This is a genomic window from Lelliottia sp. 489, from assembly GCF_050435885.1.
GTDB lineage: Bacteria > Pseudomonadota > Gammaproteobacteria > Enterobacterales > Enterobacteriaceae > Enterobacter > Enterobacter nimipressuralis.
Genome location: NZ_JBNDLC010000005.1, coordinates 59,602 through 84,149 on the forward strand (window position 1 = coordinate 59,602; position 24,548 = coordinate 84,149).

The 24,548-nt window shown below is 57.7% G+C and carries 25 protein-coding genes and 1 other annotated feature; of the genes, 19 read left to right on the forward strand and 6 right to left on the reverse strand.

The window, feature by feature from the left end:
• The first annotated feature begins 38 nt into the window (after window positions 1-38).
• A complete protein-coding gene (locus ABIE11_RS16205; RefSeq protein WP_429184873.1) occupies window positions 39-1,265 on the forward strand; it encodes a DUF3748 domain-containing protein in 1,227 nt (408 codons plus the stop codon).
• On the opposite strand, the gene ABIE11_RS16210 is transcribed toward ABIE11_RS16205, so the two are convergent.
• Window positions 1,266-1,598 carry a YceK/YidQ family lipoprotein gene (locus ABIE11_RS16210; RefSeq protein ID WP_100778269.1) on the reverse strand — a complete coding sequence of 111 codons (333 nt, stop codon included), beginning with the start codon at window positions 1,596-1,598 and terminating at the stop codon, window positions 1,266-1,268.
• Between the two features lie 246 nt (window positions 1,599-1,844).
• Window positions 1,845-1,917 (forward strand) — a sequence feature (ROSE (Repression Of Heat Shock gene Expression) occurs in the 5'-region of heat shock genes and acts as an RNA thermometer to modulate expression.).
• Here ABIE11_RS16210 and ibpA point away from each other — a divergent pair.
• The 3 genes from ibpA (at window position 1,911) to ABIE11_RS16225 (ending at window position 4,737) form a co-directional block, all read left to right on the forward strand.
• Window positions 1,911-2,321: a small heat shock chaperone IbpA gene (ibpA, locus tag ABIE11_RS16215; protein WP_100778268.1), complete on the forward strand. Its 411-nt coding sequence runs from the start codon at window positions 1,911-1,913 to the stop codon at window positions 2,319-2,321. (Overlaps the previous feature by 7 nt.)
• A 134-nt stretch (window positions 2,322-2,455) precedes the next feature.
• Window positions 2,456-2,884 carry a small heat shock chaperone IbpB gene (gene ibpB / locus ABIE11_RS16220; protein WP_429184874.1) on the forward strand — a complete coding sequence of 143 codons (429 nt, stop codon included), beginning with the start codon at window positions 2,456-2,458 and terminating at the stop codon, window positions 2,882-2,884.
• Window positions 2,885-3,075: 191 nt separating this feature from the next.
• On the forward strand, window positions 3,076-4,737 hold the full coding sequence (locus tag ABIE11_RS16225; RefSeq protein WP_102105113.1) for a putative transporter: 1,662 nt from the start codon (window positions 3,076-3,078) through the stop codon (window positions 4,735-4,737).
• On the opposite strand, the gene ABIE11_RS16230 is transcribed toward ABIE11_RS16225, so the two are convergent.
• Window positions 4,705-5,451 (reverse strand): GntR family transcriptional regulator, encoded by a 747-nt coding sequence (locus ABIE11_RS16230; RefSeq protein ID WP_102105112.1) that lies wholly within the window; start codon window positions 5,449-5,451, stop codon window positions 4,705-4,707. The two genes, ABIE11_RS16225 and ABIE11_RS16230, sit on opposite strands and share 33 nt — an antisense overlap.
• 221 nt (window positions 5,452-5,672) lie before the next feature.
• Here ABIE11_RS16230 and ABIE11_RS16235 point away from each other — a divergent pair, with 221 nt between their 5' ends.
• The 5 genes from ABIE11_RS16235 to ABIE11_RS16255 all read left to right on the forward strand — a co-directional run bounded on the left by ABIE11_RS16235 (window position 5,673) and on the right by ABIE11_RS16255 (window position 9,841).
• Complete coding sequence (locus tag ABIE11_RS16235) at window positions 5,673-7,289, forward strand: alpha-glucoside-specific PTS transporter subunit IIBC (RefSeq protein ID WP_184957400.1); 1,617 nt, start codon at window positions 5,673-5,675, stop codon at window positions 7,287-7,289.
• Window positions 7,286-8,608 carry a 6-phospho-alpha-glucosidase gene (locus ABIE11_RS16240; RefSeq protein ID WP_100778264.1) on the forward strand — a complete coding sequence of 441 codons (1,323 nt, stop codon included), beginning with the start codon at window positions 7,286-7,288 and terminating at the stop codon, window positions 8,606-8,608. The genes ABIE11_RS16235 and ABIE11_RS16240 overlap by 4 nt, the downstream gene beginning before the upstream one ends.
• Window positions 8,609-8,685: 77 nt before the next feature.
• Window positions 8,686-9,033, forward strand: coding sequence for a YidH family protein (locus ABIE11_RS16245; RefSeq protein WP_100778263.1), 348 nt, complete (start codon window positions 8,686-8,688; stop codon window positions 9,031-9,033).
• Window positions 9,023-9,379, forward strand: a complete 357-nt coding sequence (locus ABIE11_RS16250) for a DUF202 domain-containing protein (RefSeq protein WP_312069746.1) — start codon at window positions 9,023-9,025, stop codon at window positions 9,377-9,379. Before ABIE11_RS16245 ends, ABIE11_RS16250 begins: the two co-directional genes overlap by 11 nt.
• Window positions 9,380-9,841 carry a regulator gene (locus ABIE11_RS16255; RefSeq protein ID WP_129035795.1) on the forward strand — a complete coding sequence of 154 codons (462 nt, stop codon included), beginning with the start codon at window positions 9,380-9,382 and terminating at the stop codon, window positions 9,839-9,841.
• On the opposite strand, the gene dsdA is transcribed toward ABIE11_RS16255, so the two are convergent.
• Window positions 9,827-11,128 (reverse strand): D-serine ammonia-lyase, encoded by a 1,302-nt coding sequence (gene dsdA, locus ABIE11_RS16260; RefSeq protein ID WP_429184875.1) that lies wholly within the window; start codon window positions 11,126-11,128, stop codon window positions 9,827-9,829. The two genes, ABIE11_RS16255 and dsdA, sit on opposite strands and share 15 nt — an antisense overlap.
• Window positions 11,129-11,145: 17 nt before the next feature.
• Complete coding sequence (gene dsdX, locus ABIE11_RS16265; RefSeq protein ID WP_429184876.1) at window positions 11,146-12,483, reverse strand: D-serine transporter DsdX; 1,338 nt, start codon at window positions 12,481-12,483, stop codon at window positions 11,146-11,148.
• Window positions 12,484-12,697: 214 nt separating this feature from the next.
• On the opposite strand from dsdX, the gene dsdC reads away from it, so the two are divergent.
• Both dsdC and ABIE11_RS16275 read left to right on the forward strand, forming a co-directional pair.
• Complete coding sequence (gene dsdC / locus ABIE11_RS16270; protein ID WP_100778258.1) at window positions 12,698-13,624, forward strand: DNA-binding transcriptional regulator DsdC; 927 nt, start codon at window positions 12,698-12,700, stop codon at window positions 13,622-13,624.
• Window positions 13,625-13,710: 86 nt separating this feature from the next.
• Window positions 13,711-14,799 carry a glycoside hydrolase family 5 protein gene (locus ABIE11_RS16275; protein ID WP_429184877.1) on the forward strand — a complete coding sequence of 363 codons (1,089 nt, stop codon included), beginning with the start codon at window positions 13,711-13,713 and terminating at the stop codon, window positions 14,797-14,799.
• Here the strand turns inward: ABIE11_RS16275 and emrD are convergent.
• Entirely contained in the window at window positions 14,702-15,886 is a 1,185-nt protein-coding gene (emrD, locus tag ABIE11_RS16280) for a multidrug efflux MFS transporter EmrD (protein ID WP_129035798.1), read from the reverse strand. The genes ABIE11_RS16275 and emrD overlap by 98 nt on opposite strands.
• A gap of 230 nt (window positions 15,887-16,116) precedes the next feature.
• A complete protein-coding gene (gene tisB / locus ABIE11_RS16285; RefSeq protein WP_100778256.1) occupies window positions 16,117-16,206 on the reverse strand; it encodes a type I toxin-antitoxin system toxin TisB in 90 nt (29 codons plus the stop codon).
• Window positions 16,207-16,730: 524 nt separating this feature from the next.
• Here tisB and ivbL point away from each other — a divergent pair.
• The 8 genes from ivbL (at window position 16,731) to ABIE11_RS16325 (ending at window position 24,548) form a co-directional block, all read left to right on the forward strand.
• The gene (gene ivbL, locus ABIE11_RS16290; protein WP_100778255.1) at window positions 16,731-16,829 is read left to right on the forward strand and encodes an ilvB operon leader peptide IvbL; all 99 of its coding nucleotides are present in this window, start codon (window positions 16,731-16,733) and stop codon (window positions 16,827-16,829) included.
• 102 nt (window positions 16,830-16,931) lie between these two features.
• Complete coding sequence (ilvB, locus tag ABIE11_RS16295) at window positions 16,932-18,620, forward strand: acetolactate synthase large subunit (protein ID WP_100778254.1); 1,689 nt, start codon at window positions 16,932-16,934, stop codon at window positions 18,618-18,620.
• A gap of 3 nt (window positions 18,621-18,623) precedes the next feature.
• Complete coding sequence (gene ilvN / locus ABIE11_RS16300; protein ID WP_100778253.1) at window positions 18,624-18,911, forward strand: acetolactate synthase small subunit; 288 nt, start codon at window positions 18,624-18,626, stop codon at window positions 18,909-18,911.
• 72 nt (window positions 18,912-18,983) lie between these two features.
• Window positions 18,984-19,577, forward strand: a complete 594-nt coding sequence (uhpA, locus tag ABIE11_RS16305) for a transcriptional regulator UhpA (RefSeq protein ID WP_095280027.1) — start codon at window positions 18,984-18,986, stop codon at window positions 19,575-19,577.
• Complete coding sequence (gene uhpB / locus ABIE11_RS16310; RefSeq protein ID WP_100778252.1) at window positions 19,574-21,073, forward strand: signal transduction histidine-protein kinase/phosphatase UhpB; 1,500 nt, start codon at window positions 19,574-19,576, stop codon at window positions 21,071-21,073. The genes uhpA and uhpB overlap by 4 nt, the downstream gene beginning before the upstream one ends.
• Before the next feature lie 9 nt (window positions 21,074-21,082).
• Window positions 21,083-22,411, forward strand: a complete 1,329-nt coding sequence (locus tag ABIE11_RS16315; RefSeq protein ID WP_420171551.1) for an MFS transporter — start codon at window positions 21,083-21,085, stop codon at window positions 22,409-22,411.
• Between the two features lie 137 nt (window positions 22,412-22,548).
• Complete coding sequence (gene uhpT / locus ABIE11_RS16320) at window positions 22,549-23,940, forward strand: hexose-6-phosphate:phosphate antiporter (protein ID WP_429184878.1); 1,392 nt, start codon at window positions 22,549-22,551, stop codon at window positions 23,938-23,940.
• 155 nt (window positions 23,941-24,095) lie between these two features.
• Window positions 24,096-24,548 carry a DUF1198 domain-containing protein gene (locus ABIE11_RS16325; RefSeq protein ID WP_429184879.1) on the forward strand — a complete coding sequence of 151 codons (453 nt, stop codon included), beginning with the start codon at window positions 24,096-24,098 and terminating at the stop codon, window positions 24,546-24,548.

Consider the following 24,548-nt stretch of genomic DNA (forward strand, 5'->3'; position numbering starts at 1 on the left):
TTTACCCTGATGCGATAACCGCGCATCAGGGTCTCTCCATGAAACAAATCACCTTCGCTCCCCGTCATCACCAACTCACGAATACCAATACCTGGACGCCTGACAGCCAATGGCTGGCGTTTGACGTGCGACCGTCCGGCGCGTCCTTTACGGGCGAGACGATCGAGCGAGTCAACGTGAACACGGGCGAAACCGAGGTGATCTACCGCGCTAAAAATGGCGCGCACGTGGGCGTGGTGACCGTTCATCCTCTTGAGGAACAGTACGTCTTTATTCACGGCCCGGAAAACCCGGATGCGATCTGGCACTACGACTTTCACCATCGTCGCGGTGTGATTGCCTGCAACGGCGAAGTCAGTAATCTCGATGCCATGGATATCACTGCGCCCTATACCCCCGGCGCGCTGCGCGGCGGGAGCCACGTTCACGTTTTTAGCCCCAACGGGCAACGGGTCAGTTTTACCTATAACGACCATGTGATGCACGAACGCGACGTGACGCTGGATCTGCGCAATGTCGGCGTCGCCGTGCCGTTCGGCCCGGTGATGCCGCAGGGCAATCATCCGCGCGAATATGCCGGAACGTTCTGGAGCGTACTGATCAGCCGCACGACGCCTACGCCACGGCCCGGCAGCGATGAGATCAACCGCGCCTATGAAGAGGGCTGGGTGGGTAACCGCCAGCTGGCCTTTATCGGCGACACGCTCTCTGAACGCGGTGAAAAAGTGCCGGAGCTGTTTATCGTCGATCTTCCAGACGATGAGGCAGGCTGGAAACGGGCGGGCGACGAACCGCTGGAAGGGACGGAGCAGACCCTGCCCGCACCGCCTGCTGGCGTGGTGCAGCGGCGTTTAACGTTTACCCATGAAAACCGCTATCCGGGGCTGGTCAACGTGCCGCGCCACTGGGTGCGCAGCCATCCGCAGGGCGGTGAAATCGCGTTTTTGATGCGCGATGAGCGTGGCATTGTGCAGATGTGGCTTATCGCGCCAGAGGGCGGTGAGCCGCGCCAGCTGACGCATAACACCCGCGATATTCAGTCGGCGTTTAACTGGCATCCGTCGGGGGAAGCGCTGGGATTTGTGCTGGACAACCGCATTGCCTGCTGCGATGTGCGAAGCGGTGAGGTGACGTTTTTGACGTCCGATCACGGCAATCCGCCCTCGGGTGATGCGGTGGTGTTCTCGCCGGATGGCCGTAATGTGGCGTGGATGGAAGAGACGGCCGGTTTCCGTCAGCTTTGGGTCACGGAAACCGGGAAGTAATCAGGGCGCTGTCATCTCAGCGGGTGGGATAACGCTGTTGGTGGCCATATTCTGCTTTTCGCTTTTTTCCACGCGTGAACGCACCGAGCTATCGGTGCGGAACAGATCCCACGGGACTAACAGCGTATCCAGCACCGCTGTAAACGGCAGATCCAGAATCGCCAGGGATTTGGTGCCCCAGTTCGTCTCATCATCCGAAATCATATTCGCGCTGGCGCGCGTGCCCGGATATGTTCCTTCTTTACCGCCGGTGTGAGACATCACGCTCGAACACCCGCAAAGTAATACCACTACGCTGCATGTTGTCAGCTTTATCAGAACATTATTCATCATCTGTTAATCAATGTTAATGGCGAGACATAACCGCAATATCGAGTTATAGCGAGCCATGTGCGAAAAGAATAGCTGGAAAGCGCCGCTCTGTGGCAGCCATCGCAATTTCACTCTTTGTGCTGTAGTCCCAGTCTATGCGAGACCCAGCAAAGTGCAAAAAAATCTCGCATTTAACCTCTTGAAATGATCGGAATCAGACCCACTTTATCTGTGTAGCCGAAGAACGAACACGCCTGATGGGTGTTTGGTGGCACAACGGCCTGTCCATGGTGGAAGGCAAACATTACTCGCTGATTTCAGGAGCGTTGATTTATGCGTAATTTCGATTTTTCCCCGCTGTACCGTTCTGCTATTGGTTTTGATCGCCTGTTCAACCATTTAGAAAATAACCAAAGTCAGGGTAACGGTTACCCTCCATACAACGTTGAGCTGGTTGACGAAAACCACTACCGCATTGCCATTGCTGTCGCCGGTTTCGCTGAGAGCGAACTGGAAATCACCGCGCAGGACAACCTGCTGGTGGTGAAAGGCGCACACACGGCAGAGCAGAAAGAACGTACCTATCTCTACCAGGGCATTGCTGAGCGCAACTTTGAACGCAAATTCCAGCTCGCCGAAAACATCCACGTTTACGGTGCGAACCTGGTGAACGGTCTGCTGTTTATCGATCTGGAACGTGTGATTCCGGAAGAGAAAAAACCGCGCCGTATCGAGATCAACTAATTTAAGCGGGTCGCTCGCGCGGCCCATCCAGAGTGGCTTGCCGAAACGGGAGCCTGTGCGAATCCATGTGGATTTGCAGGAACAACTGCGCACTAAAAAAAGTGCTTAACTCGCTTCTCAGAAGGAGATTAACAATGCGTAACTACGATTTATCCCCCCTGCTGCGTCAGTGGATTGGTTTTGACAAACTGGCTAACGCCCTGCAAAGCACGGCTGAACAACAGAGTTTTCCGCCGTACAACATCGAAAAAAGCGATGACAACCACTACCGCATCACGCTGGCGCTGGCCGGATTCCGTCAGGAGGATCTCGATATCCAGCTCGAAGGCGCGCGCCTGACGGTGAAAGGGACGCCGGAAAAACCACAAGCCGAGACCCAGTGGCTGCATCAGGGCCTGGTGACTCAGCCGTTTAGCCTGAGCTTTACCCTGGCTGACCATATGGAAGTCTCCGGAGCGACCTTTACCAACGGGCTGTTGCACATTGATTTGACGCGCAACGTGCCGGAAGCACTGGCACCGCAGAAAATCGCCATCAGCGAACGTCCGGCGCTGAACAGCTAATTTGTGTCGGAAGGCGCTACGCTTTCCCGGCCAACAAAACCCGCAGGCCTACTCAAGGGCAGTGCCTGCGGGCAAAGCAAACGACTAAGCCCCGCTTTCGCGGGGCTTTTTTGTGCGCCATCGCCCATACAAACCCCATAACCTCTGCGAGAATCCCCTTAATCACTAAGGATATGCGCAGGGAAAAGGTCATGAGTGATATCGCGTTAACGGTTAGCGTGTTGGCCCTGGTTGCAGTGGTTGGGCTGTGGATTGGCAATATCAAAATCCGCGGTGTCGGATTTGGCATTGGCGGGGTGCTTTTCGGCGGTATTTTTGTCGGCCATTTCGCCGATCAGCTTGGGTTAACCCTCAGCGCTGAAATGCTGCACTTCATTCAGGAATTCGGCCTGATCCTCTTCGTCTACACCATCGGCATTCAGGTCGGGCCTGGGTTTTTCGCCTCGCTGCGCGTCTCTGGGCTGCGGCTGAATCTCTTTGCTCTCGGCATTGTCGTCATGGGCGGCCTCGTCACCGCCATTCTGCATAAAATCTTTGATATTCCGCTCCCGGTGGTGCTGGGGATTTTCTCCGGCGCGGTCACCAATACCCCTGCGCTGGGGGCCGGACAGCAAATTCTGCGCGATCTGGGTATTGCGCCCGGCGTAGTGGATCAGATGGGGATGAGCTATGCGATGGCTTACCCGTTTGGCATTTGCGGCATTCTGCTGACCATGTGGCTGGTGCGTGTGCTGTTTCGTATCAACGTGGACGACGAAGCCAAAAAGCATGAATCCACGATCACCAATGGCCACATGCTGATCAAAACCATCAACATTCGCGTCGAAAACCCCAATCTGAACCACATGGCGATTCAGGATGTGCCGATTCTGAACAGCGTCAATATCATCTGCTCGCGCCTGAAGCGGGACGAAATGCTGATGGTCCCATCTCCCGGCACTGTGATTCAGCTCGGGGACTTATTGCACCTGGTCGGCCAGCCCGGCGATCTGCACAGCGCGCAACTGGTGATCGGCCAGGAGGTAGACACCTCCCTCTCGACGCGGGGCACCGATATGCGCGTGGAACGCGTTGTGGTCACCAACGAGCAGGTATTGGGCAAAAAAATCCGCGATTTACAGGTAAAAGAGCGTTACGACGTAGTGATCTCACGCCTGAATCGTGCGGGCGTTGAATTGGTCGCCAGCCCGGATGCCAGCCTGCAGTTTGGCGATATCCTCAATCTGGTTGGCCGCCCGTCGTCCATCGACGCCGTCGCCGATATGGTCGGCAATGCGCAGCAAAAATTGCAGCAGGTGCAGATGCTGCCGGTGTTTATCGGTATCGGGCTGGGGGTGCTGCTCGGCTCAATTCCCCTCTACGTGCCCGGATTCCCGGTAGCGCTTAAGCTCGGTCTGGCGGGCGGGCCGCTGATCATGGCGCTGATTTTGGGGCGTATCGGCTGTATCGGGAAGCTGTACTGGTTCATGCCGCCAAGCGCCAACCTGGCCCTGCGCGAGCTGGGCATTGTGCTGTTCCTCTCGGTAGTGGGGCTGAAATCTGGCGGCGACTTTATCCACACTCTGACGCAGGGCGAGGGGATAAGCTGGATCGGCTACGGGATTATCATCACGGCGGTTCCGCTGCTGACGGTCGGGATTCTGGCGCGGATCTTCGCGAAGATGAACTACCTGACCCTGTGCGGCATGCTGGCCGGCTCCATGACCGATCCTCCGGCGCTGGCCTTCGCTAACAATCTGCACGCCACCAGCGGCGCGGCGGCACTCTCCTACGCCACCGTTTATCCGCTGGTGATGTTCCTGCGCATCATCACGCCGCAGCTACTGGCCGTGCTGTTCTGGGGGATAGGCTAACAACGCGTCCGGGTGGATACGCCGCAGATGGTAGTCCACCTGGTAATCGCTGGTATTGCGGAACATCACGGAGTAATTCAGGAACTCGCCGCTGTCGCTGTAGGACAGTGACGTAATGCGCAGCAGCGGCGTCTGTTCCGGTAAATTCATCAGATTCGCCAGCTGCCGGTCAGCCAGCACCGGCGTCAGGCTCTCGTAGTTTCCGCTGATGGTGATCCCGCACTCCTTCTCGATGTAATCAAACTTCGACCCTTCAAGATGTGCCAGCGACAGGTTGCGGAATAGCTTCACGGGCATAAAGCTGTCTTCCAGCATCAGCGGTTTTCCCTCCACGTAACGCACCCGACGCGAAAAGTAGATCCGCTCGTCAATCTGAATACGCAGCTGGCTGGCGATGGCGGGCGGGGCGGGCATCACTTCAAACTGCAATACCTTGCTCTGCACCTCTTTGCCCTGCTGGCGCAACACCTCCACCAGCCCGGTCAGATTGGTGGTTTCATGGTGAACATCCTTACGCGCGACAAAGGTGCCGCTGCCGTGACGGCGTACCACCAGCCCCCAGCCGACCAATAAATCGATGGCCTTGCGAATGGTCATCCGCGCCACGCCAAACTCCTGCGCCAGCGCTTTTTCGCCGGGCAGAGGGCTGCCGACATTGTAATCCGACGAATTGAGCCGCAGACGTAATCTGTCGGCAATGGATTTGTAGATCACCTGTAGACCTCTCTGCGCGTATTCAGTCGTGCATCGCGTCTTAACATGTCCATATTTTGAACTGAAAGTAGACCTGAGTGGGCAAATTAAAACCATGAATGCGATCACGGAACGCAGCGGTGCGCGGTGTGAGCCGCTGGGTAAATTTTTATTCTCATTTCAGGCCAGCACAAAACCAATAAGGCCAAACCCCCTACAGGTTGTTACATGAGGATTTAAAGATGCTCAGTCAAATACAACGTTTTGGCGGCGCCATGTTTACCCCGGTGCTGTTGTTCCCTTTCGCAGGCATGGTGGTCGGAATTGCCATCATGCTGCGCAATCCGCTTTTTGTGGGCGAGGCCTTAACGGCACCCGATCATTTATTTGCCCAAATCGTCCACATCATTGAAGAGGGCGGCTGGGCGGTCTTTCGTAATATGCCGCTGATTTTCGCCGTCGGTTTACCGATCGGCCTCGCCAAACAGGCGCAGGGCCGGGCGTGTCTGGCGGTGCTGATTAGCTTCCTGACCTGGAACTATTTTATCAACGCAATGGGCATGACCTGGGGTCAGTTCTTTGGCGTGAACTTTATGGCCGAACCCACCGCGGGAAGCGGGCTGGCGATGATTGCCGGGATCAAAACCCTCGATACCAGCATTATCGGCGCGATTGTGATTTCCGGGCTGGTGACCGCCATCCACAACCGCTATTTCGATAAACAGCTGCCGGTATTTTTAGGCATCTTCCAGGGCACCTCGTTTGTGGTGATCATCGCCTTCTTCGTGATGATTCCGTGCGCCTGGCTGACGCTGCTCGGCTGGCCAAAAGTGCAGATGGGCATTGAGTCGTTGCAGGCATTTTTACGCTCCGCCGGGGCGCTGGGCGTGTGGGTGTATACCTTCCTGGAACGCATTTTGATCCCAACGGGCCTGCACCACTTCGTCTACGGTCCATTTATTTTCGGCCCGGCGGCGGTCGAGGGCGGTATTCAGGTTTACTGGGCGCAGCATTTGCAGGCGTTCAGCCAGAGCACGTTGCCGCTGAAAACCCTGTTCCCCGAAGGCGGCTTTGCGCTGCACGGTAACTCGAAAGTGTTTGGCTCCGTTGGGATTGCGCTGGCGCTCTGGTACACCGCCTCGCCGGAAAATCGCGTCAAAGTGGCGGGGCTGCTGATCCCGGCGACGCTGACCGCGATGCTGGTGGGGATCACCGAACCGCTGGAGTTTACCTTCCTGTTTATCTCGCCACTGCTGTTTGCCGTTCACGCGGTCCTCGCCGCGACCATGGCGACCGTGATGTATATCTTTGGCGTGGTCGGCAACATGGGCGGCGGGCTGCTTGACCAGTTCCTCCCTCAGAACTGGATCCCGATGTTCCACAATCATGCTTCCATGATGTTCACCCAGATTGGTATCGGTCTGTGCTTCACCGCCCTCTATTTCCTGGTCTTTAAGACGCTTATCGAACGCTTCAACCTGAAAACCCCAGGCCGTGAAGAGAGCGAAATCAAACTCTACAGCAAAGCGGATTACCAGGCCGCGCGCGGGCAAACTACCGTTGCGGCGAACACCAGCTCTGGCCAGGCGGCTGCCTATCTGCAGGCGCTGGGCGGAGCAGGCAATATCGAAAGTATCAACAACTGCGCCACCCGGCTGCGTATCGCCCTGTTTGATATGAGCAAAACGCAAAGTGACGACGTTTTCAAAGCCCTTGGCGCCCACGGTGTGGTGCGTCGCGGCAATGGTATTCAGGTGATTGTTGGGCTGCACGTCCCACAGGTGCGCGACCAGCTTGAATCCCTGATGACCCCTTCTACTACAAACCCATCATCCACCATGACAGAGGCTGTATCATGAAAAAATTCTCAGTTGTTATCGCAGGCGGCGGCAGCACCTTCACTCCTGGTATCGTCCTGATGTTGCTGGCGAATCGCGACCGCTTCCCACTGCGTGCGCTCAAGTTCTATGACAACGACGGCGCACGTCAGGAGACCATCGCCGAGGCATGCAAAATCATCCTGCAGGAGCAGGCGCCGGATATCGAATTCAGCTACACCACCGACCCTAAAGCCGCGTTTACCGACGTGGACTTTGTGATGGCGCATATCCGTGTCGGCAAATACCCGATGCGTGAGAAGGATGAGAAAATCCCACTGCGTCACGGCGTGCTGGGCCAGGAAACCTGCGGTCCGGGCGGGATCTCCTACGGTATGCGCTCCATTGGCGGCGTGCTGGAGCTGGTGGATTATATGGAGCAATACTCCCCGAATGCGTGGATGCTCAACTACTCCAACCCGGCGGCGATCGTTGCTGAAGCCACCCGCCGTCTGCGACCTCACGCCAAAATCCTCAACATCTGCGATATGCCGATTGGCATTGAAGGGCGAATGGCGCAGATCGTCGGTCTGAAAGACCGCAAAGAGATGCGCGTGCGCTACTACGGCCTGAACCATTTCGGCTGGTGGACGTCGATTGAAGATCTGAACGGTAACGATCTGATGCCGAAACTGCGCGAATACGTGGCGAAAAACGGCTATGTACCTCCTTCTGACGACGCCCATACGGAAGCCAGCTGGAATGACACGTTCGCGAAAGCGAAAGACGTGCAGGCGCTCGATCCAGACACCATGCCAAACACCTACCTGAAATATTACCTCTTCCCGGATTACGTGGTGGCGCACTCAAACCCGGAGCGCACCCGCGCGAACGAAGTGATGGATCACCGCGAGAAGCATGTTTTCAGCTCCTGCCGCGCCATCATCGAAGCGGGGAAATCTTCCGCCGGTGAGCTGGAAATCGATGAGCATGCGTCGTACATCGTCGATCTGGCAACGGCTATCGCGTTCAACACTCAGGAGCGGATGCTGCTGATTGTGCCGAACAACGGGGCGATTCATAACTTCGACGCCGATGCGATGGTCGAAATCCCTTGTCTGGTTGGCAAAAACGGCCCTGAGCCGCTGACCGTGGGCGATATTCCGCACTTCCAGAAGGGGCTGATGGGCCAGCAGGTGGCAGTGGAAAAACTGGTGGTCGACGCCTGGGAAGAGCGCTCCTATACCAAACTCTGGCAGGCGATAACCCTGTCTAAAACGGTGCCAAGCGCTTCGGTTGCCAAAGCCATCCTCGATGATCTGATTGAGGCCAACAAAGATTACTGGCCAGAATTGCACTAATCCCGCCGACCGGCATCCCAGATGCCGGTCAATTTACGCTATGCTGAAGCCTGCTTGCGGTACGACAAGGAGCCTTCATGAAAATTTCCCAGCTGGGCGAAGCGCCTGACTATCGGTTTTCCCTCGCCAATGAGCGCACATTTCTCGCATGGATCCGCACCGCGCTGGGGTTTCTCGCCGCAGGCGTCGGGCTGGACCAGCTCGCGCCGGATTTTGCCACGCCGCTGATTCGTGAAGTGCTGGCGCTGCTGCTATGTCTGTTCGCCGGTGTGCTGGCGATCTACGGCTATCTGCGCTGGCTGCGCAATGAAAAGGCGATGCGCCTGAAACAGGATATGCCCTACACGCGCGGCCTGCTGGCGATCAGCGTGATATTGCTGGCCGTCGCGGCAGCGGTCATGGTGCTGGTGTTCTATGGCGGATAGCCGCAAAGCGCGACGGGAAGCCGACCCCGGCCTGCAGCCCGAGCGCACATCGCTGGCCTGGCTACGCACGCTGCTGGGCTACGGCGCTTTGATCGCACTGGCGATTAAACACAACTGGCACCGCACCGGTCTGCCGTTCTGGGTCTCGATTGTGGTGCTGGCGCTGGTAGCGGCTCTTCTCTGGCGCTACACCCGCAACCGCAACCTGATGGACGTGAATCACAACGATTTTGCGCAGCCCAAAGCAGTGCGTGACAAATTCTTGATCTCTCTCGCAGTTCTCTCCCTCGCATTACTGTTTGCTGTAACACACTTACAGCAAATACTGATTTTTCTAGGGTCGTGAATGACAGGATGCCACGGAAGTACCCGCGTGGTTGTAGTCGATAACTGCAACGCGCGCGAGCCAGGGAAGGTTTATCAAGCGTTACGCCTCAGCGGTAACAAAAACGTCCATTTTTTGCCACAGACGGCGGGTGAAAAGCCCGTAACGCCGGAGGTGTGGGGCGAGTTCTTAACGCAGATTTTTGCGATGTGGGTCCGGCAGGATATCGGGGAGATCTCGGTGCGCCTGTTCGACGACACACTGGACGGCTGGTGTGGCACCGCGCTGTGCCAGAAGAAAGGGCTGCTGAAATGCCAGACGTGCGCAGGACGGCGGTTATGCACGTCGGCAAATGACGACGTGCTGTGTCAGGGCTATCTGGCGTTCTATGACTACAGCGCACCCTTTATGAAAGTGATGCGCGATTTGAAAAAGCACAACCGTTCGACGCAAGAGCTGATGACGCTGTTACGGCAGACGTGATGGACGGCCTTTCGCCAGATATTTTGCCATCTCCGCTTCCGGCACCATCCCGCCGCCCGTTGCCCAGACGAGGTGGGTTGCATTGACTGAAGAAGGGACACGCACCGGCCCGGCCATACCCGCCAGTGCCGATGGCTCCAGATGAATGCCCTCTTCCTGCGCCAGCCAGCCCAGCATGTCGTACATGCTCTGATCGGACAGGGTGTAGAACCCATCCAGCAAACGCTCCATTGCGCGGCCGACAAACCCGGACGCGCGTCCCACCGCCAGACCGTCTGCGGCCGTTAGGTTGTCGATCCCCAAATCCTGCACCGCAATTTCATCGTGCAAACCGGTATAAACGCCCAGCAACATGCACGGCGAATGGGTTGGCTCGGCGAAGAAGCAGTGAACGTGGTCGCCAAAGGCCAGCTTGAGGCCAAACGCGACGCCGCCAGGGCCACCGCCCACGCCGCACGGCAGATAGACATACAGGGGATGATCCGCATCCACCACGCGCCCTTGTTCAGCAAACTGAGCTTTCAGACGTTCACCCGCCACGGCATAACCCAAAAACAGGGTGCGAGAGTTTTCGTCGTCGATAAAGAAGCAGTTGGGATCGCTCTCGGCAGCCTTGCGCCCCTGCTCCACGGCCACGCCGTAATCTTGTTCGTACTCCACCACTTCAACGCCGTGGCTGCGCAGTTTGGCCTTTTTCCACTCGCGGGCGTCGGCAGACATATGTACCGTCACCTTAAAGCCAACGCGGGCGCTCATGATGCCAATCGACATCCCCAGATTACCCGTTGAGCCAACGGCAATGCTGTACTGGCTGAAAAATGCTTTAAAGCGCGGTTCCAGCAGGATGCTGTAATCGTCTGTCAGCGACAGCAGCCCCGCTTCCAGCGCCAGTTTTTCGGCGTGGGTCAGCACTTCATAAATCCCTCCGCGCGCTTTGATAGAGCCGGAAATCGGTAAGTGGCTGTCTTTTTTCAGCAGTAAATTTCCGTTGATCGGCGTGGTAAACTCCTTCGCCAGGCGCTGCTGCATGGCGGGAATGGCCACCACGTCTGATTCGATAATGCCGTTTTTGGCCGCGGTTTCCGGGAACGCTTTCGCCAGATAAGGCGCAAAGCGGGCCAGGCGGGCGTGAGCATCCTTCACATCCGCCTGCGTCAGCCCGACATACGGCAGCCCTTCGGCAAGCGTGGTGGTGCGCGGGTTAAACCAGGTGGTCTCTTTCAGCGCCATCAGATCCTCTACCAGAGGATATTGGGCGATTAAGGTGGTGATGTTTGCGTTTTCCATAGTACGTCTCTTCGCGCTTAGATAATGAAAGAAAGCAGGAACGTGCAGCCAAGTGCAAGTACCGAGGCGATAAATGTCGCCGTTGTATAGTATTTAAAGGTCTCGTTCAGGGTCGCGCCGCAGTATTGCTTCACCAGCCAGAAGAGAGAATCGGTGACGATCGTGCAGCCAATGGCGCCAGAACCGATGGCAATGGCGATGATCTCCGGGCTGACGTTGGGATAGAGCGGCAGCATCGGCGCGACAATCGCCGTGGCCCCCATCATCGCAACCGTGGCAGACCCGACGGCCGCATGGAGAATTAACGCCACCAGCCAGGCCAGCAGAATCGGGTGCATATGCATGTTCGATAAAATCAGCGCCAGCGTGTCGGCCAGGCCGCTGGTTTTGAGGATCGCGTTAAACGCCCCGCCCGCCCCGATAATCAACAGGATGTTGGCAATCGAACCAAAGCCCGTTTCTGTGTGCTTAAGCAGCGCGCTCATCCCGATATGCTGACGAATGCCGAGCAGGTAATAGGCCACAAACACGGCGATAAACATGGCGGTGATAGGGTTGCCGATAAATTCCAGCAGCGTGTAGAGCGAGCCGGTTTTTTCCATGTTCAGCTCGGCGATGGTTTTTACCAGCATCAGGCCAATCGGTAACAGCACCGTGAACAACGTGGCGCTCAGCGTAGGCAGCGTATGTTCCTCTCGCACTTTGAGGTCAGAGAACTCCGCCGGAACCGGTTTAAACGGCAGGCGATCGCCGAGGATTTTCAGGAACAGCGGGCCGCCCACCAGAGAGGCCATCAGCCCGACCAGCAGGCCGTATACAATCACCGTTCCCACATCCGCGCCCAGTTTGTTAGTGACAAACAGCGCCGCCGGATGGGGAGGCACCACGCAGTGAACCGCCATCAGCGCCGTACACAGAGGGATTGCCAGTTTCAGCAGCGAAGTCTGCGTCTTTTTGGCGATTGAGAACGCCAGCGGGATCAGCAACACCACGCCCACTTCAACGAACAGCGTGATACCGCAGATAAGCCCGACCAGGACCATAATCACATCGGCGGAGAGCCAGCGGCAGCGCTGGAGCGTCAGTCCGATGCGTTCCGCCGCGCCAGAAACTTCCATCATCTTGCCGAGAATGGTGCCGAGGCCAATCACCGCCGCCAGGAATCCCAGCGTGCCGCCGATGCCGCTCTCGATGGCATTGACCATATCCAGCGGGCTCATGCCCATCATTGCGCCCACGAAGAAGCTCGCAAGCAGCAGCGCCAGAAACGGGTGAAACTTCAGTTTTACGATGGTTAATACAATCAACACGATGCTTGCCAGCAGCGTCGCCACAACCCACATCTGAGATCCCATATCTCACCCCACCCTTAAGTTATCTGCGGCTATTGGACGAAAAAACGGCACCTGCTGACAAACGATATAAATTGCCGTTCAGGTGAGGCAGATTGGATCAAGTGAGTGACATTGCTCTAAAAAGCGCACTTTATTCGTCGTTGCTTCACATTAATTCATTCATAACGGATATTCTGAGGGCAGAAATACGAGACTAAGGGGATAAAAAACCGCCATGAACGATGCGAATGAGGTCGGCAATCGCCTGTTGAACGGCTGGCAACTGTCAAAAATGTACACCTTTGAAGTGGCGGCCCGGCATGAGTCCTTCGCGCTGGCGGCGGAAGAGCTGTCGCTCAGCCCGAGCGCCGTCAGCCATCGTATTAACCTGCTGGAAGAGGAGCTGGGGATTCAGCTGTTCGTCCGCTCGCACCGCAAAGTGGAGCTGACACAGGAGGGAAAACGGGTTTTCTGGACCCTCAAATCGTCGCTGGATACCCTGAACCAGGAGATCCTCGACATCAAGAATCAGGCGCTTTCCGGCACCCTGACCGTCTATTCGCGCCCCAGCATCGCCCAGTGCTGGCTGGTACCGATGCTCGGGGATTTTTCCCGTCGCTATCCGTCGATCTCCCTGACCATTCTCACCGGCAATGATTACCCGAACATGCAGCGAACGGGTATCGATCTGGCGCTCTACTTCGACGATACGCCGCCCACTCAGCTCGCCCATCATTTTCTGATGAACGAGGCGATCCTGCCGGTGTGCACGCCGGAATACGCGCGCGAACATGAGTTAATTAAAAACCCAGACAATCTGCGCCATTGCACGCTGCTGCATGACAGACAGGCGTGGAGTAACGACTCGGGAACCGATGAGTGGTTTAGCTGGGCGCAGCACTTTGCAGTGAATTTGCCGCCATCGTCGGGCATTGGTTTCGATCGTTCCGATTTAGCCGTTATCGCCGCGATGAACCACGTGGGTGTCGCCATGGGGCGTCAGCGGCTGGTGCAGAAGCGGCTGGATCGCGGGGAGCTGATTGCGCCCTTCGGCGAGAAAGCCCTGAAATGCCATCAGCACTACTACATATCGACCCTTTCGGGCAGGCAGTGGCCAAAAATTGATGCCTTTATCGACTGGCTGAAAAGTCAGGTGGGTTGAAGAATTATTACGCGTAGCCTCTACACCAAACCGCGAAAAGCGTGCTAAATACAGCATATTGCTTTCGATTTCTCGCAAGGTTAACCGTGTTAAAGCCCCTGATCGCCGCTGCGCTGATTATCTCCTCTGGCTGGGCGTCTGCCGCTGAGCCACCGCTGACGGCTGCGCGCTACGCGCAGCAGCTCGGGGTGGGCATCGACGTGGACTGGGCGCGTACCGAGCGCGGCATTCGCGAATTCGATCCGCTGGAAGTGCGTGATTTTAAGGCCAAAGGTTTTACCCACGTTCGTATCCGCGTGGCCGGCGAGCCGACGGAAGCGCGCCTGATTCATCTGCGCAAGCTGGTGGAAGCCTGTGAGCAATACGGTGTGATCCCGGTGATTGCCTATCAGGCGGATGAATACAAAAACGACCCGAAAGCGGATAACGAAAAAGAGGTGGTGAACTGGTGGATTGCCGTGGCGCACTACTTCGAGAAAAGCTCGCCGCTGCTCGGTTTTGACCTGATCTACGAACCGGCGGACAAGCTCAATCACAATCTCGCATCTCTTAACCGCGTCTACGAAAAAGCGATCAAAGCCATTCATGCCATCGATGCCGAGCGCATGATTTTCGTCGCTCCGCGCCTGCGCGCGGCACCGGAAGATCTCGGCAGCCTTAAGCTGCCTGCCCACAGCCAGAATTACGTGCTGGCCGAATGGCACATCTTCCCGTGGGGACCGCTCAAGAACAACGGAAAATACCCGTGGACATCAGGCACGGCGGCGGAGAAATCGATGATTCGCAGCCGGATCACTACCGCGTTGCGCTGGCAGCAAAAAACCGGGCATGTGAGCTGGGTGGGCGGCTGGGGCGTGGGTGAATCCAGCCGCGTTACCCCGACGGCACCGCAGATGGCTTTCGCCAGCTTTATGGCCTGCGAACTGCAAAAAGCCAAAATCCCTTACGCCATTAACGCGGATTTCCAGTTTTATGACGGCGAGGAGGGGGCGTGGCGTCCAGGGCCGGAACCGCTGCTGCAGGCGATGCTTGCACCGGTGTGTGAAAAGCCCGACGAGAAGCCGGGCCATCATGTGATTAAATCGTCTGCTCGTGATGCGGCTCGCGCGACGCCAGCGGCAGCCAGCACAGTAAAATCAGCAGCCCCATCAGGGTCATCAACAGGCCAAGGCTAGACTGACCCGTCTGCGGCATCATGGCGGAGAGCCAGGCCAGCGCGCCGGAGCCGATGTTTTGCAGGCCGCCCACCAGCGCACCTGCGGTTCCTGCCAGGAACGGGAACGGCTCCATCGCGCCGCTGGTCGCGAGCGGGAAGAGCATTCCCGCGCCGAAGAAGAACAGGGCAGCCGGGATCAGCAGCGTCCAGACGGTCATCACGCCCAGTAAGCCTGGGACCCACATCATCACCCCTGCCAGCAGGCAGCTCATCACCGACTGCCACATCAGCGTGGAAAAACGCTTGTTCGGGCGACCGGCAAACCATGCGCCGAAGAATGCCGCCGGAATCGGCAGAATGAACAGAATGCTCACCACCATGCTGCTTAACCCCAGACCTGCGCCCAGCAACACGCCGGAACAGGCTTCAAACACCGCAATCCCTGCCAGGCCGCCAATCAGCATCAGCAGGTAACAGGTGAACGCGCCGTTGCCGAAAAGCGTTTTGTAGTTGGCAATAAGCCTGGTGCGCGGTGCGCCCGTCGGGCGTGTTTCCGGCATCCAGCGCGCCATGCTGAAGGTGACGATAATGCACAGAACGAGCAGGAATGCGTAGCAGGCGCGCCACGACCAGATGCTGTCCAGCACGCCGCCAATCAGCGGTGCCAGCAGCGGGCTTACCAGAATCCCCATATTCAGCAGGCTGTTGGCATGACGTAGCTGTGACCCTTCGTACAGATCGCGCGGTAGCGTACGCGCCATCACCCCGCCGACGCCGGTCCCCATGCCCTGCAGGGCGCTGGCGGCAATCAGGATCGTCAGGCTGTGAGTGGTTATGGCGATCACCGTGGCGATCATGAAAATGGTCATCCCGACCAGGATCACCGGGCGACGCCCGACGCGGTCAGACAGCGGACCGTAGAACAGCTGCGAGACGCCGTAAGTCAGCAGATAGGCGGCCATCACGCTCTGCACCGCACCTTCGCGCACGCTGAGCTCTTTCGCCATGTCTGCAATCGCCGGAATATAAATGGTCTGCGCCATCTGACCGACGGCCACCAGTAACACCAGCATCAACAGTAAATTAACGTTCCTTTGCTTTTTCATGTCGCTGAATACTTTTGCAAAAAGAGAGAAATAAAGAATAAGTGACTGCGCATTCCCATAAATGCGCGAGGAATCTACCACAACGAGATGACAATTTAAGCATCTCTGGGGTGAATGATTGAGCAGAAGCAGGCAGGATTTGTAAACGATATCGGCAACTTATGTTGCCAGTGTGCAGATGTTAAAGAGGGGCGGTTGCCCGCCCCTCTTTGGTGCGACTTGACCCTGAATCACCGGAGGTATTTCAGGACAGCGTCAAGCAGTTGCAGTACCGCAACAATGAGTCTCAGGATAAGAATAACCATATCCACGACGCCCATACGCGCCTCCTTCTGGCAGAAGGAGCACGATGCTGGCGTACCTCTCCGCCGCCTGTTGCCAGCACCTTTGTTGACGTAACACAGTGTGCTCATTTGGGGGTTAAGGCACTGACGGCACCACCCGTTTCAGCCAGGACTTCTTTGCGCCGGTGTACTGCTTGCGGCCCCCAATACGCACTGCGAACAAACTCAGTATAGATAAACACTGGATGCATGAACAGTATTTTGTCGACAAATTCGGTAGGCTGATCCATACTCATATTCGTCAAAAAAGAGAGCTAAAATTGCGCGTTCGTGGCCGATCGCGTATACTTCTTGCGTTGACGTAACACAGTGTGTTCGCGGAAACCAACCGCAAACCCTGAAAAAAAACCTCGCTCCGGCGGGGTTTTTTGTTTTTATTTCTCTTACAAACGAAACGTGATCCCTGACGCAAATTTGGGTGGATGAAAATATTTCCATTGTCAGGCACCGAATCCTGTGTTTGTATAAATTCTATCAATGATTCTAAACACAGGTCCTCAATGACAACTTCCATGATGGCGTCGACCCTACTAAAAACTGCGCAACCTGCCGCAGTGGTCGTCGTACGTGTGGTGGTGGTCGTCGGCAATGCGCCGTAGGGACTGGATCAACACACGAATCCAAAACCCCGCCGGCGCAAACCGGCGGGGTTTTTAGTTTAAACCTCCCGGAAAGTCGGCTCAGAACAAAAGGACTGGAGCATGGCAAGTTCGGGCACAACATCAGGCAAGACGCGTTTTACGGGCGCGCAATTAATCGTTCACTTACTGGAACGTCAGGGTATCAGCATCGTTTCGGGGATCCCGGGCGGTACGGTCCTGCCGCTGTATGACGCGTTAAGTCAAAGCACGCAAATCCGCCACGTTCTGGCGCGCCACGAGCAGGGCGCAGGCTTTATCGCCCAGGGCATGGCGCGTACGCAGGGCAAACCTGCGGTCTGTATGGCCTGTAGCGGGCCGGGTGCCACCAATCTGGTCACGGCGATTGCCGACGCGCGCCTCGACTCCATTCCGCTGATCTGTATTACCGGCCAGGTTCCTTCGTCGATGATCGGCACCGATGCGTTTCAGGAAGTCGATACCTACGGTATTTCTATCCCCATCACCAAGCATAACTATTTAGTTCGCGACATCGCCGAGTTACCTCAGGTGATCAGCGATGCGTTCCGCATTGCGCAATCCGGCCGCCCAGGCCCGGTGTGGATAGACATTCCTAAGGACGTACAAACCGCTGAAATCGACATCGAAACCTTCCCGGAGCCGGGTGGCCGTGCCCCCGCACCGGAATTCAGCGCCCAGAGCGTGCAGGACGCCGCCGCGATGATCAACGCTGCGAAGCGGCCAGTGCTCTATCTGGGCGGCGGGGCGATCAACGCCGCTGAACAGGTGCGTGAATTTGCCGAAAAAGCCAATCTGCCGACCACCATGACCTTAATGGCGCTGGGAATGCTGCCGAAAGCGCACCCGCTGTCGCTGGGCATGCTGGGGATGCACGGCGCGCGCAGCACCAACTTTATTTTGCAAGAGTCTGATTTACTGATCGTTCTCGGCGCGCGTTTTGATGACCGGGCGATTGGTAAAACTGAGCAGTTCTGCCCGAACGCGAAAATCATTCACGTGGATATCGATCGCGCTGAGCTTGGCAAAATCAAGCAGCCACATGTGGCGATTCAGGGCGATGTGGGCGAGGTGCTGGCCCAGTTAATCCCCCAAACCCACGCCACCGACAATGCCGAGTGGTGCGATTTGGTTGCCCAGCTGCAGCAGGAGTTCCCGAGCGCCATCCCGACCGAAGGCGACCCGCTGAGCCACTACGGTCTGATTAACGCCGTCGCCTCCTGCGTGGACGACAGCGCTATTATCACCACCGACGTCGGCCAGCATCAGATGTGGACCGCCCAGGCTTACCCGCTGAACCGTCCGCGTCAGTGGCTGACGTCCGGCGGCTTAGGCACCATGGGCTTTGGCCTGCCCGCCGCCGTGGGCGCTGCGCTGGCGAATCCGGATCGGAAGGTGATTTGCTTCTCCGGTGACGGCAGCCTGATGATGAACATTCAGGAGATGGCGACGGCGGCTGAAAACCAGCTGGATGTGAAAATCATTCTGATGAACAACGAAGCGCTGGGGCTGGTGCATCAGCAGCAGAGCCTGTTCTACAAGCAGGGCGTGTTTGCGGCGACCTACCCGGGGATGATCAACTTTATGCAGATTGCGGCCGGTTTTGGCCTGCACACCTGCGATCTGAACGCCGCCGAGGACGCGCAAGCCGCCCTGCAGGAGGCGATTTCCCGCCCTGGCCCGGCGCTGATTCACGTGCGCATCGATCCTGAACAAAAAGTGTATCCAATGGTCCCGCCGGGTGCGGCGAATACTGAGATGGTGGGAGAATAAGCCATGCAGAAACAATATGATAACGTCATTCTCGAACTCACCGTCCGCAACCATCCTGGCGTCATGACTCACGTCTGCGGCCTGTTCGCGCGCCGCGCATTTAACGTGGAAGGCATTCTTTGTCTGCCGATTCAGGGCAGCGATCATAGCCGCATCTGGCTCCTCGTGAATGACGATCAGCGCCTCGAACAGATGATTGCCCAAATCGACAAACTGGAAGATGTCACCCAAGTGGTCCGCAACCAGTCCGATCCGACCATGTTCAATAAAATTGCGGTGTTTTTTGAGTAAATCGCTCAAGGCTTGAACGGCAACGCGCTTATCGTTAAGGTAAGCGCGTTTTTTATCCGCCAGGAATGCCACATGACCACCATTGCCCTTATCGACGATCACCTTATCGTCCGCTCCGGTTTTGCCCAGTTGCTGAGCCTGGAGGCAGATTTTCAGGTCGTGGCTGAATTCGGTTCAGGCCGCGAGGCGCTGGCCGGATTACCGGGGCGGGGCGTGCAGGTCTGCATTTGCGATATCTCGATGCCGGATCTCTCCGGGCTTGAGCTGCTCAGCCAGCTGCCGAAAGGAATGGCGACCATTATGCTCTCTGTTCACGACAGCCCGGCGCTGGTAGAACAGGCGCTCAACGCCGGCGCGCGCGGGTTTCTCTCCAAACGTTGTAGCCCCGACGAACTCATTTCCGCCGTGCGCACCGTCGCGACGGGTGGATGTTACCTCACGCCGGATATCGCCATTAAACTGGCCGCCGGACGCCAGGACCCGCTGACAAAACGCGAGCGTCAGGTGGCGGAAAAGCTTGCTCAGGGGATGGCGGTGAAAGAGATTGCCGTCGAGCTGGGCCTGTCGCCCAAAACCGTTCACGTTCATCGCGCCAATCTGATGGAAAAACTCGGCGTCAGTAACGATGTCGAGCTGGCCCGCCGCATGTTTGACGGCTGGCAATGAGCCCGTACTTCTCGCGGCTGGTCTCCGTCGTCGCCAGCTTTTTTATCTTCTCTGCCGCCTGGTTTTGTCTGTGGAGTATCAGCCTCCATCTGGTCGAGCGCCCGGAGCTGGCGGTGCTGCTGTTCCCGTTTGGCCTGCGTCTGGGGCTGATGCTGCAATGTCCGCGCGGCTACTGGCCGGTTTTGCTGGGGGCCGAGTGGATCATGCTGGTCTGGCTGGCGCAGGAAGTGGCACTGGCGCATCTCCCCTTATTGATGATCGGGGGCGTACTGACGCTGCTGCCGGTGGCGCTGATTTCCCGCTACCGCCATCAGCGCGACTGGCGCACGCTGCTGCGTCAGGGGGCGGCGCTGATTGCCGCTGCGCTGCTGCAATCCCTGCCGTGGATCGGCAAACCCGACACCCTGACGGCGCTCCTGCTGACGCTGACCGGCGGCCTGACGCTTGCACCCACGTGCCTTGTCATCTGGCACTACCTCACCAGCACTGTCTGGCAGCCGCTCGGTCCGGCGCTGGTCTCCCAGCCGGTAAACTGGCGCGCGCGGCACCTTATCTGGTATCTGCTGCTGTTTGTGGTCAGCCTGTGGCTGCAACTGGGTCTGCCTGCGGAACTCTCCCGCTTTACGCCGTTTTGTCTGGCGCTGCCGATTATCGCGCTGGCCTGGCATTATGGCTGGCAGGGGGCGCTAATCGCCACCCTGATGAACGCCATCGCGCTGATTGCCAGCCAGACGTGGCACGATCATCCCGTTGATTTACTCCTTTCGCTGCTGGCGCAAAGCCTGACCGGGCTACTGCTGGGCGCGGGTATACAGCGTCTGCGCGAGCTAAACCAGTCGCTGCAAAACGAGTTGGCCCGCAATCGACGCCTGGCGGAGCGGTTACTGGAAACCGAAGAAAATGTGCGGCAGGAAGTGGCGCGCGAACTGCACGATGATATCGGCCAGACCATCACGGCCATCCGCACTCAGGCGGGTATCGTTCAGCGGCTGGCTCCGGAAAATCCCGGCGTCCGGCAGGGCGGCGCGCACATCGAGCAGCTCTCTCTCGGGGTGTACGATTCCGTGCGACGGCTGCTGGGACGCCTGCGTCCACGCCAGTTAGATGATTTATCCCTTGAGCAGGCGGTGCGTTCCCTGATGCGTGAGATGGAGCTGGAAGATCGCGGGATCGTCAGCCATCTCGACTGGGCTATCGACGAGACACTCCTGAGCGAAAGCCAGCGCGTCACCCTGTTCCGCGTCTGTCAGGAGGGGCTGAACAATATCGTCAAACACGCCAGTGCCAGCGCGGTGACGCTCCAGGGCTGGCAGCAGGACGAGCGCCTGATGCTGGTTCTCGAAGACGACGGCTGCGGTCTGCCGCCTGGCTCCGGGCAGCAGGGGTTTGGCCTGGCCGGAATGCGCGAGCGCGTCACGGCGCTCGGCGGAACGTTGACGATCTCCTGTACCCACGGCACGCGCGTCAGCGTGAATTTGCCGCTGCGTTATACGTAAGGACCGACCATGTTTACCTTTCTGAAAACGCCAGTGAATGCCGCACCCATTGGCGATAAACGCGAAAGAGATGCGCGTTACCGCTACTGGCGACGCCATATTCTGACCACCATCTGGCTGGGCTATGCGCTGTTCTATTTCACCCGCAAAAGTTTTAACGCCGCTGCGCCCGAAATCCTCGCCAGCGGCGTGATGACGCGCACGGACATCGGCCTGCTGGCGACGCTGTTTTACATCACCTACGGTCTGTCGAAATTCTTCTCCGGCATCGTCAGCGACCGCTCGAACGCCCGTTACTTTATGGGGATGGGGCTTATCGCAACCGGAGTGGTCAATATCCTGTTTGGTTTCTCCACCTCCCTGTGGGCCTTCGCCCTGCTGTGGGCGCTAAACGCCTTTTTCCAGGGCTGGGGCGCGCCCGTCTGCGCGCGTCTGCTCACCGCCTGGTTCTCCCGCAACGAGCGCGGCGGCTGGTGGGCAATCTGGAACACAGCCCATAACGTCGGCGGGGCGCTGATCCCCATCGTGGTGGGAGCGGCGGCGCTGCACTACGGCTGGCGCGCCGGGATGATGATCGCCGGAACCCTGGCGATTTTCGCCGGGCTGTTTCTCTGCTGGCGTCTGCGCGACCGCCCGCAAACCGTCGGCCTGCCGCCGGTGGGCGACTGGCGGCACGATGAGATGGAGATCGCCCAGCAGCAGGAAGGGGCGGGGCTGACGCGCAAAGAGATCCTCACCAAATATGTGCTGCTGAACCCGTATATCTGGCTGCTGTCCCTGTGCTATGTGCTGGTGTACGTGGTGCGTGCGGCGATCAACGACTGGGGAAATCTGTATATGTCCGAGACGCTCGGCGTCGATCTGGTGACCGCCAACTCGGCGGTGACCATGTTTGAGCTGGGGGGATTTATCGGCGCGCTGGTGGCGGGCTGGGGCTCGGACAAACTGTTTAACGGCAACCGTGGCCCGATGAACCTGATTTTCGCCGCCGGGATTTTGCTCTCCGTTGGCTCGCTGTGGCTGATGCCTTTTGCCAGCTACGTAATGCAGGCGGCGTGCTTCTTCACCACCGGATTCTTCGTTTTCGGCCCGCAAATGCTGATCGGCATGGCGGCAGCGGAGTGCTCGCACAAAGAGGCGGCGGGGGCGGCGACCGGTTTTGTCGGCCTGTTTGCCTATCTTGGCGCGTCCCTGTCCGGCTGGCCATTGGCGCGGGTCATCGACATCTGGCACTGGAGCGGCTTTTTCGCGGTGATCGCTATCGCGGCGGGGATTTCCGCCCTGCTGCTGTTGCCGTTTTTGAACGCTCAGGCCCCGCGTGAGGTCAACGAAGCGTGATGCGCCTCACCTTTTTGCCCCGAGTGGGGCAAAACTAGGAAATTTTCCCGGTTTCGCCTGGACGCTGTCTCAGGCCAATGCGACTGCTGATTTTTACAATGCCTGCCATTCGCAGGTATTCATATCAGGAGTTTTTGATGCTGGCCTTTCTAAACCAGGTGCGCAAGCCGACCCTGGATCTGCCGCTCGAGATGCGGCGCAAAATGTGGTTCAAGCCGTTCATGCAGTCCTATCTGGTGGTGTTCATCGGCTACCTGACCATGTACCTGATCCGCAAAAACTTCAACATCGCCCAGAACGACATGATCTCCACCTACGGGCTGAGCATGACGCAGCTGGGGATGATCGGCCTCGGTTTCTCCATCACCTACGGGGTGGGGAAAACCCTGGTTTCGTACTACGCCGATGGTAAAAACACCAAGCAGTTCCTGCCGTTTATGCTGATCCTCTCCGCCATCTGTATGCTCGGCTTTAGCGCCAGCATGGGCGCAGGCTCCGTCAGCCTGTTTATGATGATCGCCTTCTACGCCCTGAGCGGTTTCTTCCAGAGCACCGGCGGGTCGTGCAGCTATTCCACCATCACCAAGTGGACGCCACGCCGCAAGCGCGGCACTTATCTTGGTATGTGGAACATCTCCCATAACCTCGGCGGGGCGGGTGCGGCAGGCGTGGCATTGTTCGGGGCGAATGCCCTGTTCGACGGCCATGTGATCGGCATGTTCATCTTCCCGTCCATTATCGCGCTGATTGTTGGCTTTATCGGCCTGCGCTACGGCAGCGACTCCCCGGAATCCTACGGTCTGGGCAAAGCGGAGGAGCTGTTTGGCGAAGAGCTGAGTGAAGAAGACAAAGACGCTGAAGACGAGTCGATGACCAAATGGCAGATCTTTGTTGAGTATGTGCTGAAAAACAAAGTCATCTGGCTGCTCTGTTTCTCCAACATCTTCCTGTACGTAGTGCGCATCGGCATCGACCAGTGGTCAACCGTGTACGCCTTCCAGGAGCTGAAACTCTCCAAAGAGGTGGCGATCCAGGGCTTTACCCTGTTTGAAGTGGGCGCGCTGGTGGGAACGCTGCTGTGGGGCTGGCTGTCGGATCTGGCTAACGGTCGTCGGGCGCTGGTGGCCTGCGTTGCGCTGGCATTGATTATCGCTACGCTGGGTGTGTATCAGCACGCCAGCAACCAGTACGTCTATCTCGCCTCCCTGTTTGCGCTCGGTTTCCTGGTGTTTGGCCCGCAGCTGCTGATTGGCGTCGCGGCCGTCGGATTTGTGCCGAAAAAAGCGATCGGCGCTGCCGATGGGATTAAAGGCACCTTCGCCTATTTGATCGGCGACAGCTTCGCCAAACTGGGTCTCGGGATGATCGCCGACGGCACGCCGATCTTCGGCCTGACCGGTTGGGCGGGCACCTTCGCCGCGCTGGACGCCGCAGCTATCGCCTGTATCTGCCTGATGGCGATGGTCGCCGTGATGGAAGAACGCAAAATTCGCCGTGAAAAACGCATTCAACGACTGAAAGCGGCTTAATGGCTTGAGTAATTGTGCAGGTAACTTTTTGCCCGGCTACGTGCCGGGCTTTTTTCATTCCCGCCCCTGTTTTTCCGATCCCTTTCAGCATGTTTTACGCTGTCGACAACGGCGCGTTTCCCGATATCATGAGCGGCTATTATTAAGGAGAACGCATGGTCTGGATAATGCTGGCCACCCTGGTTGTGGTGTTTGTTGTCGGGTTTCGCATTCTGACGTCTGATTCGCGTCGGGCGATCAAACGACTGAGCGAACGCTTAGGAATTACGCCCGTTCCGCTGGAGTCGATGATTGACCAGTGTGGTAAAGCCGCAGGCACTGAGTTTATCCGCTACCTGGAGCGCCCGGACGAAGCCCATCTGCAAAATGCCGCGCAGGTGCTGCTGATCTGGCAGGTCTGCATCGTCGACGGCAGCGAAGAGAATCTGCATACCTGGCATCGACTACTGCGAAAAGCGCGTCTTGCCGCGCCGATTACCGACGCGCAGATCCGCCTGGCGCTGGGATTTATGCGCGAAATAGACCCCGATCCGCAGGAGTTCAACGCTTTTCAGCTGCGCTACAACCGCCTGTTCCTGCCTGAAGAGGGCGTTTTTTTCCTGCACTGA

What these genes read in the sequence shown, in the direction of transcription:
- ABIE11_RS16205 (WP_429184873.1), top strand. Translation starts at nt 39, where the DNA reads ATGAAACAAATCACCTTCGCTCCCCGTCATCACCAACTCACGAATACC.
- dsdA (WP_429184875.1), bottom strand. Translation starts at nt 11,128, where the DNA reads ATGGAAAACGCAAACATCACCACCTTAATCGCCCAATATCCTCTGGTA.
- ABIE11_RS16245 (WP_100778263.1), top strand. Translation starts at nt 8,686, where the DNA reads ATGAAAATTTCCCAGCTGGGCGAAGCGCCTGACTATCGGTTTTCCCTC.
- ABIE11_RS16225 (WP_102105113.1), top strand. Translation starts at nt 3,076, where the DNA reads ATGAGTGATATCGCGTTAACGGTTAGCGTGTTGGCCCTGGTTGCAGTG.
- ibpA (WP_100778268.1), top strand. Translation starts at nt 1,911, where the DNA reads ATGCGTAATTTCGATTTTTCCCCGCTGTACCGTTCTGCTATTGGTTTT.
- ABIE11_RS16315 (WP_420171551.1), top strand. Translation starts at nt 21,083, where the DNA reads ATGTTTACCTTTCTGAAAACGCCAGTGAATGCCGCACCCATTGGCGAT.
- ivbL (WP_100778255.1), top strand. Translation starts at nt 16,731, where the DNA reads ATGACAACTTCCATGATGGCGTCGACCCTACTAAAAACTGCGCAACCT.
- uhpB (WP_100778252.1), top strand. Translation starts at nt 19,574, where the DNA reads ATGAGCCCGTACTTCTCGCGGCTGGTCTCCGTCGTCGCCAGCTTTTTT.
- ABIE11_RS16240 (WP_100778264.1), top strand. Translation starts at nt 7,286, where the DNA reads ATGAAAAAATTCTCAGTTGTTATCGCAGGCGGCGGCAGCACCTTCACT.
- ABIE11_RS16255 (WP_129035795.1), top strand. Translation starts at nt 9,380, where the DNA reads ATGACAGGATGCCACGGAAGTACCCGCGTGGTTGTAGTCGATAACTGC.
- ilvB (WP_100778254.1), top strand. Translation starts at nt 16,932, where the DNA reads ATGGCAAGTTCGGGCACAACATCAGGCAAGACGCGTTTTACGGGCGCG.
- ibpB (WP_429184874.1), top strand. Translation starts at nt 2,456, where the DNA reads ATGCGTAACTACGATTTATCCCCCCTGCTGCGTCAGTGGATTGGTTTT.
- tisB (WP_100778256.1), bottom strand. Translation starts at nt 16,206, where the DNA reads ATGGGCGTCGTGGATATGGTTATTCTTATCCTGAGACTCATTGTTGCG.
- uhpT (WP_429184878.1), top strand. Translation starts at nt 22,549, where the DNA reads ATGCTGGCCTTTCTAAACCAGGTGCGCAAGCCGACCCTGGATCTGCCG.
- emrD (WP_129035798.1), bottom strand. Translation starts at nt 15,886, where the DNA reads ATGAAAAAGCAAAGGAACGTTAATTTACTGTTGATGCTGGTGTTACTG.
- ABIE11_RS16235 (WP_184957400.1), top strand. Translation starts at nt 5,673, where the DNA reads ATGCTCAGTCAAATACAACGTTTTGGCGGCGCCATGTTTACCCCGGTG.
- dsdX (WP_429184876.1), bottom strand. Translation starts at nt 12,483, where the DNA reads ATGGGATCTCAGATGTGGGTTGTGGCGACGCTGCTGGCAAGCATCGTG.
- ilvN (WP_100778253.1), top strand. Translation starts at nt 18,624, where the DNA reads ATGCAGAAACAATATGATAACGTCATTCTCGAACTCACCGTCCGCAAC.
- uhpA (WP_095280027.1), top strand. Translation starts at nt 18,984, where the DNA reads ATGACCACCATTGCCCTTATCGACGATCACCTTATCGTCCGCTCCGGT.
- dsdC (WP_100778258.1), top strand. Translation starts at nt 12,698, where the DNA reads ATGAACGATGCGAATGAGGTCGGCAATCGCCTGTTGAACGGCTGGCAA.
- ABIE11_RS16250 (WP_312069746.1), top strand. Translation starts at nt 9,023, where the DNA reads ATGGCGGATAGCCGCAAAGCGCGACGGGAAGCCGACCCCGGCCTGCAG.
- ABIE11_RS16210 (WP_100778269.1), bottom strand. Translation starts at nt 1,598, where the DNA reads ATGATGAATAATGTTCTGATAAAGCTGACAACATGCAGCGTAGTGGTA.
- ABIE11_RS16325 (WP_429184879.1), top strand. Translation starts at nt 24,096, where the DNA reads ATGGTCTGGATAATGCTGGCCACCCTGGTTGTGGTGTTTGTTGTCGGG.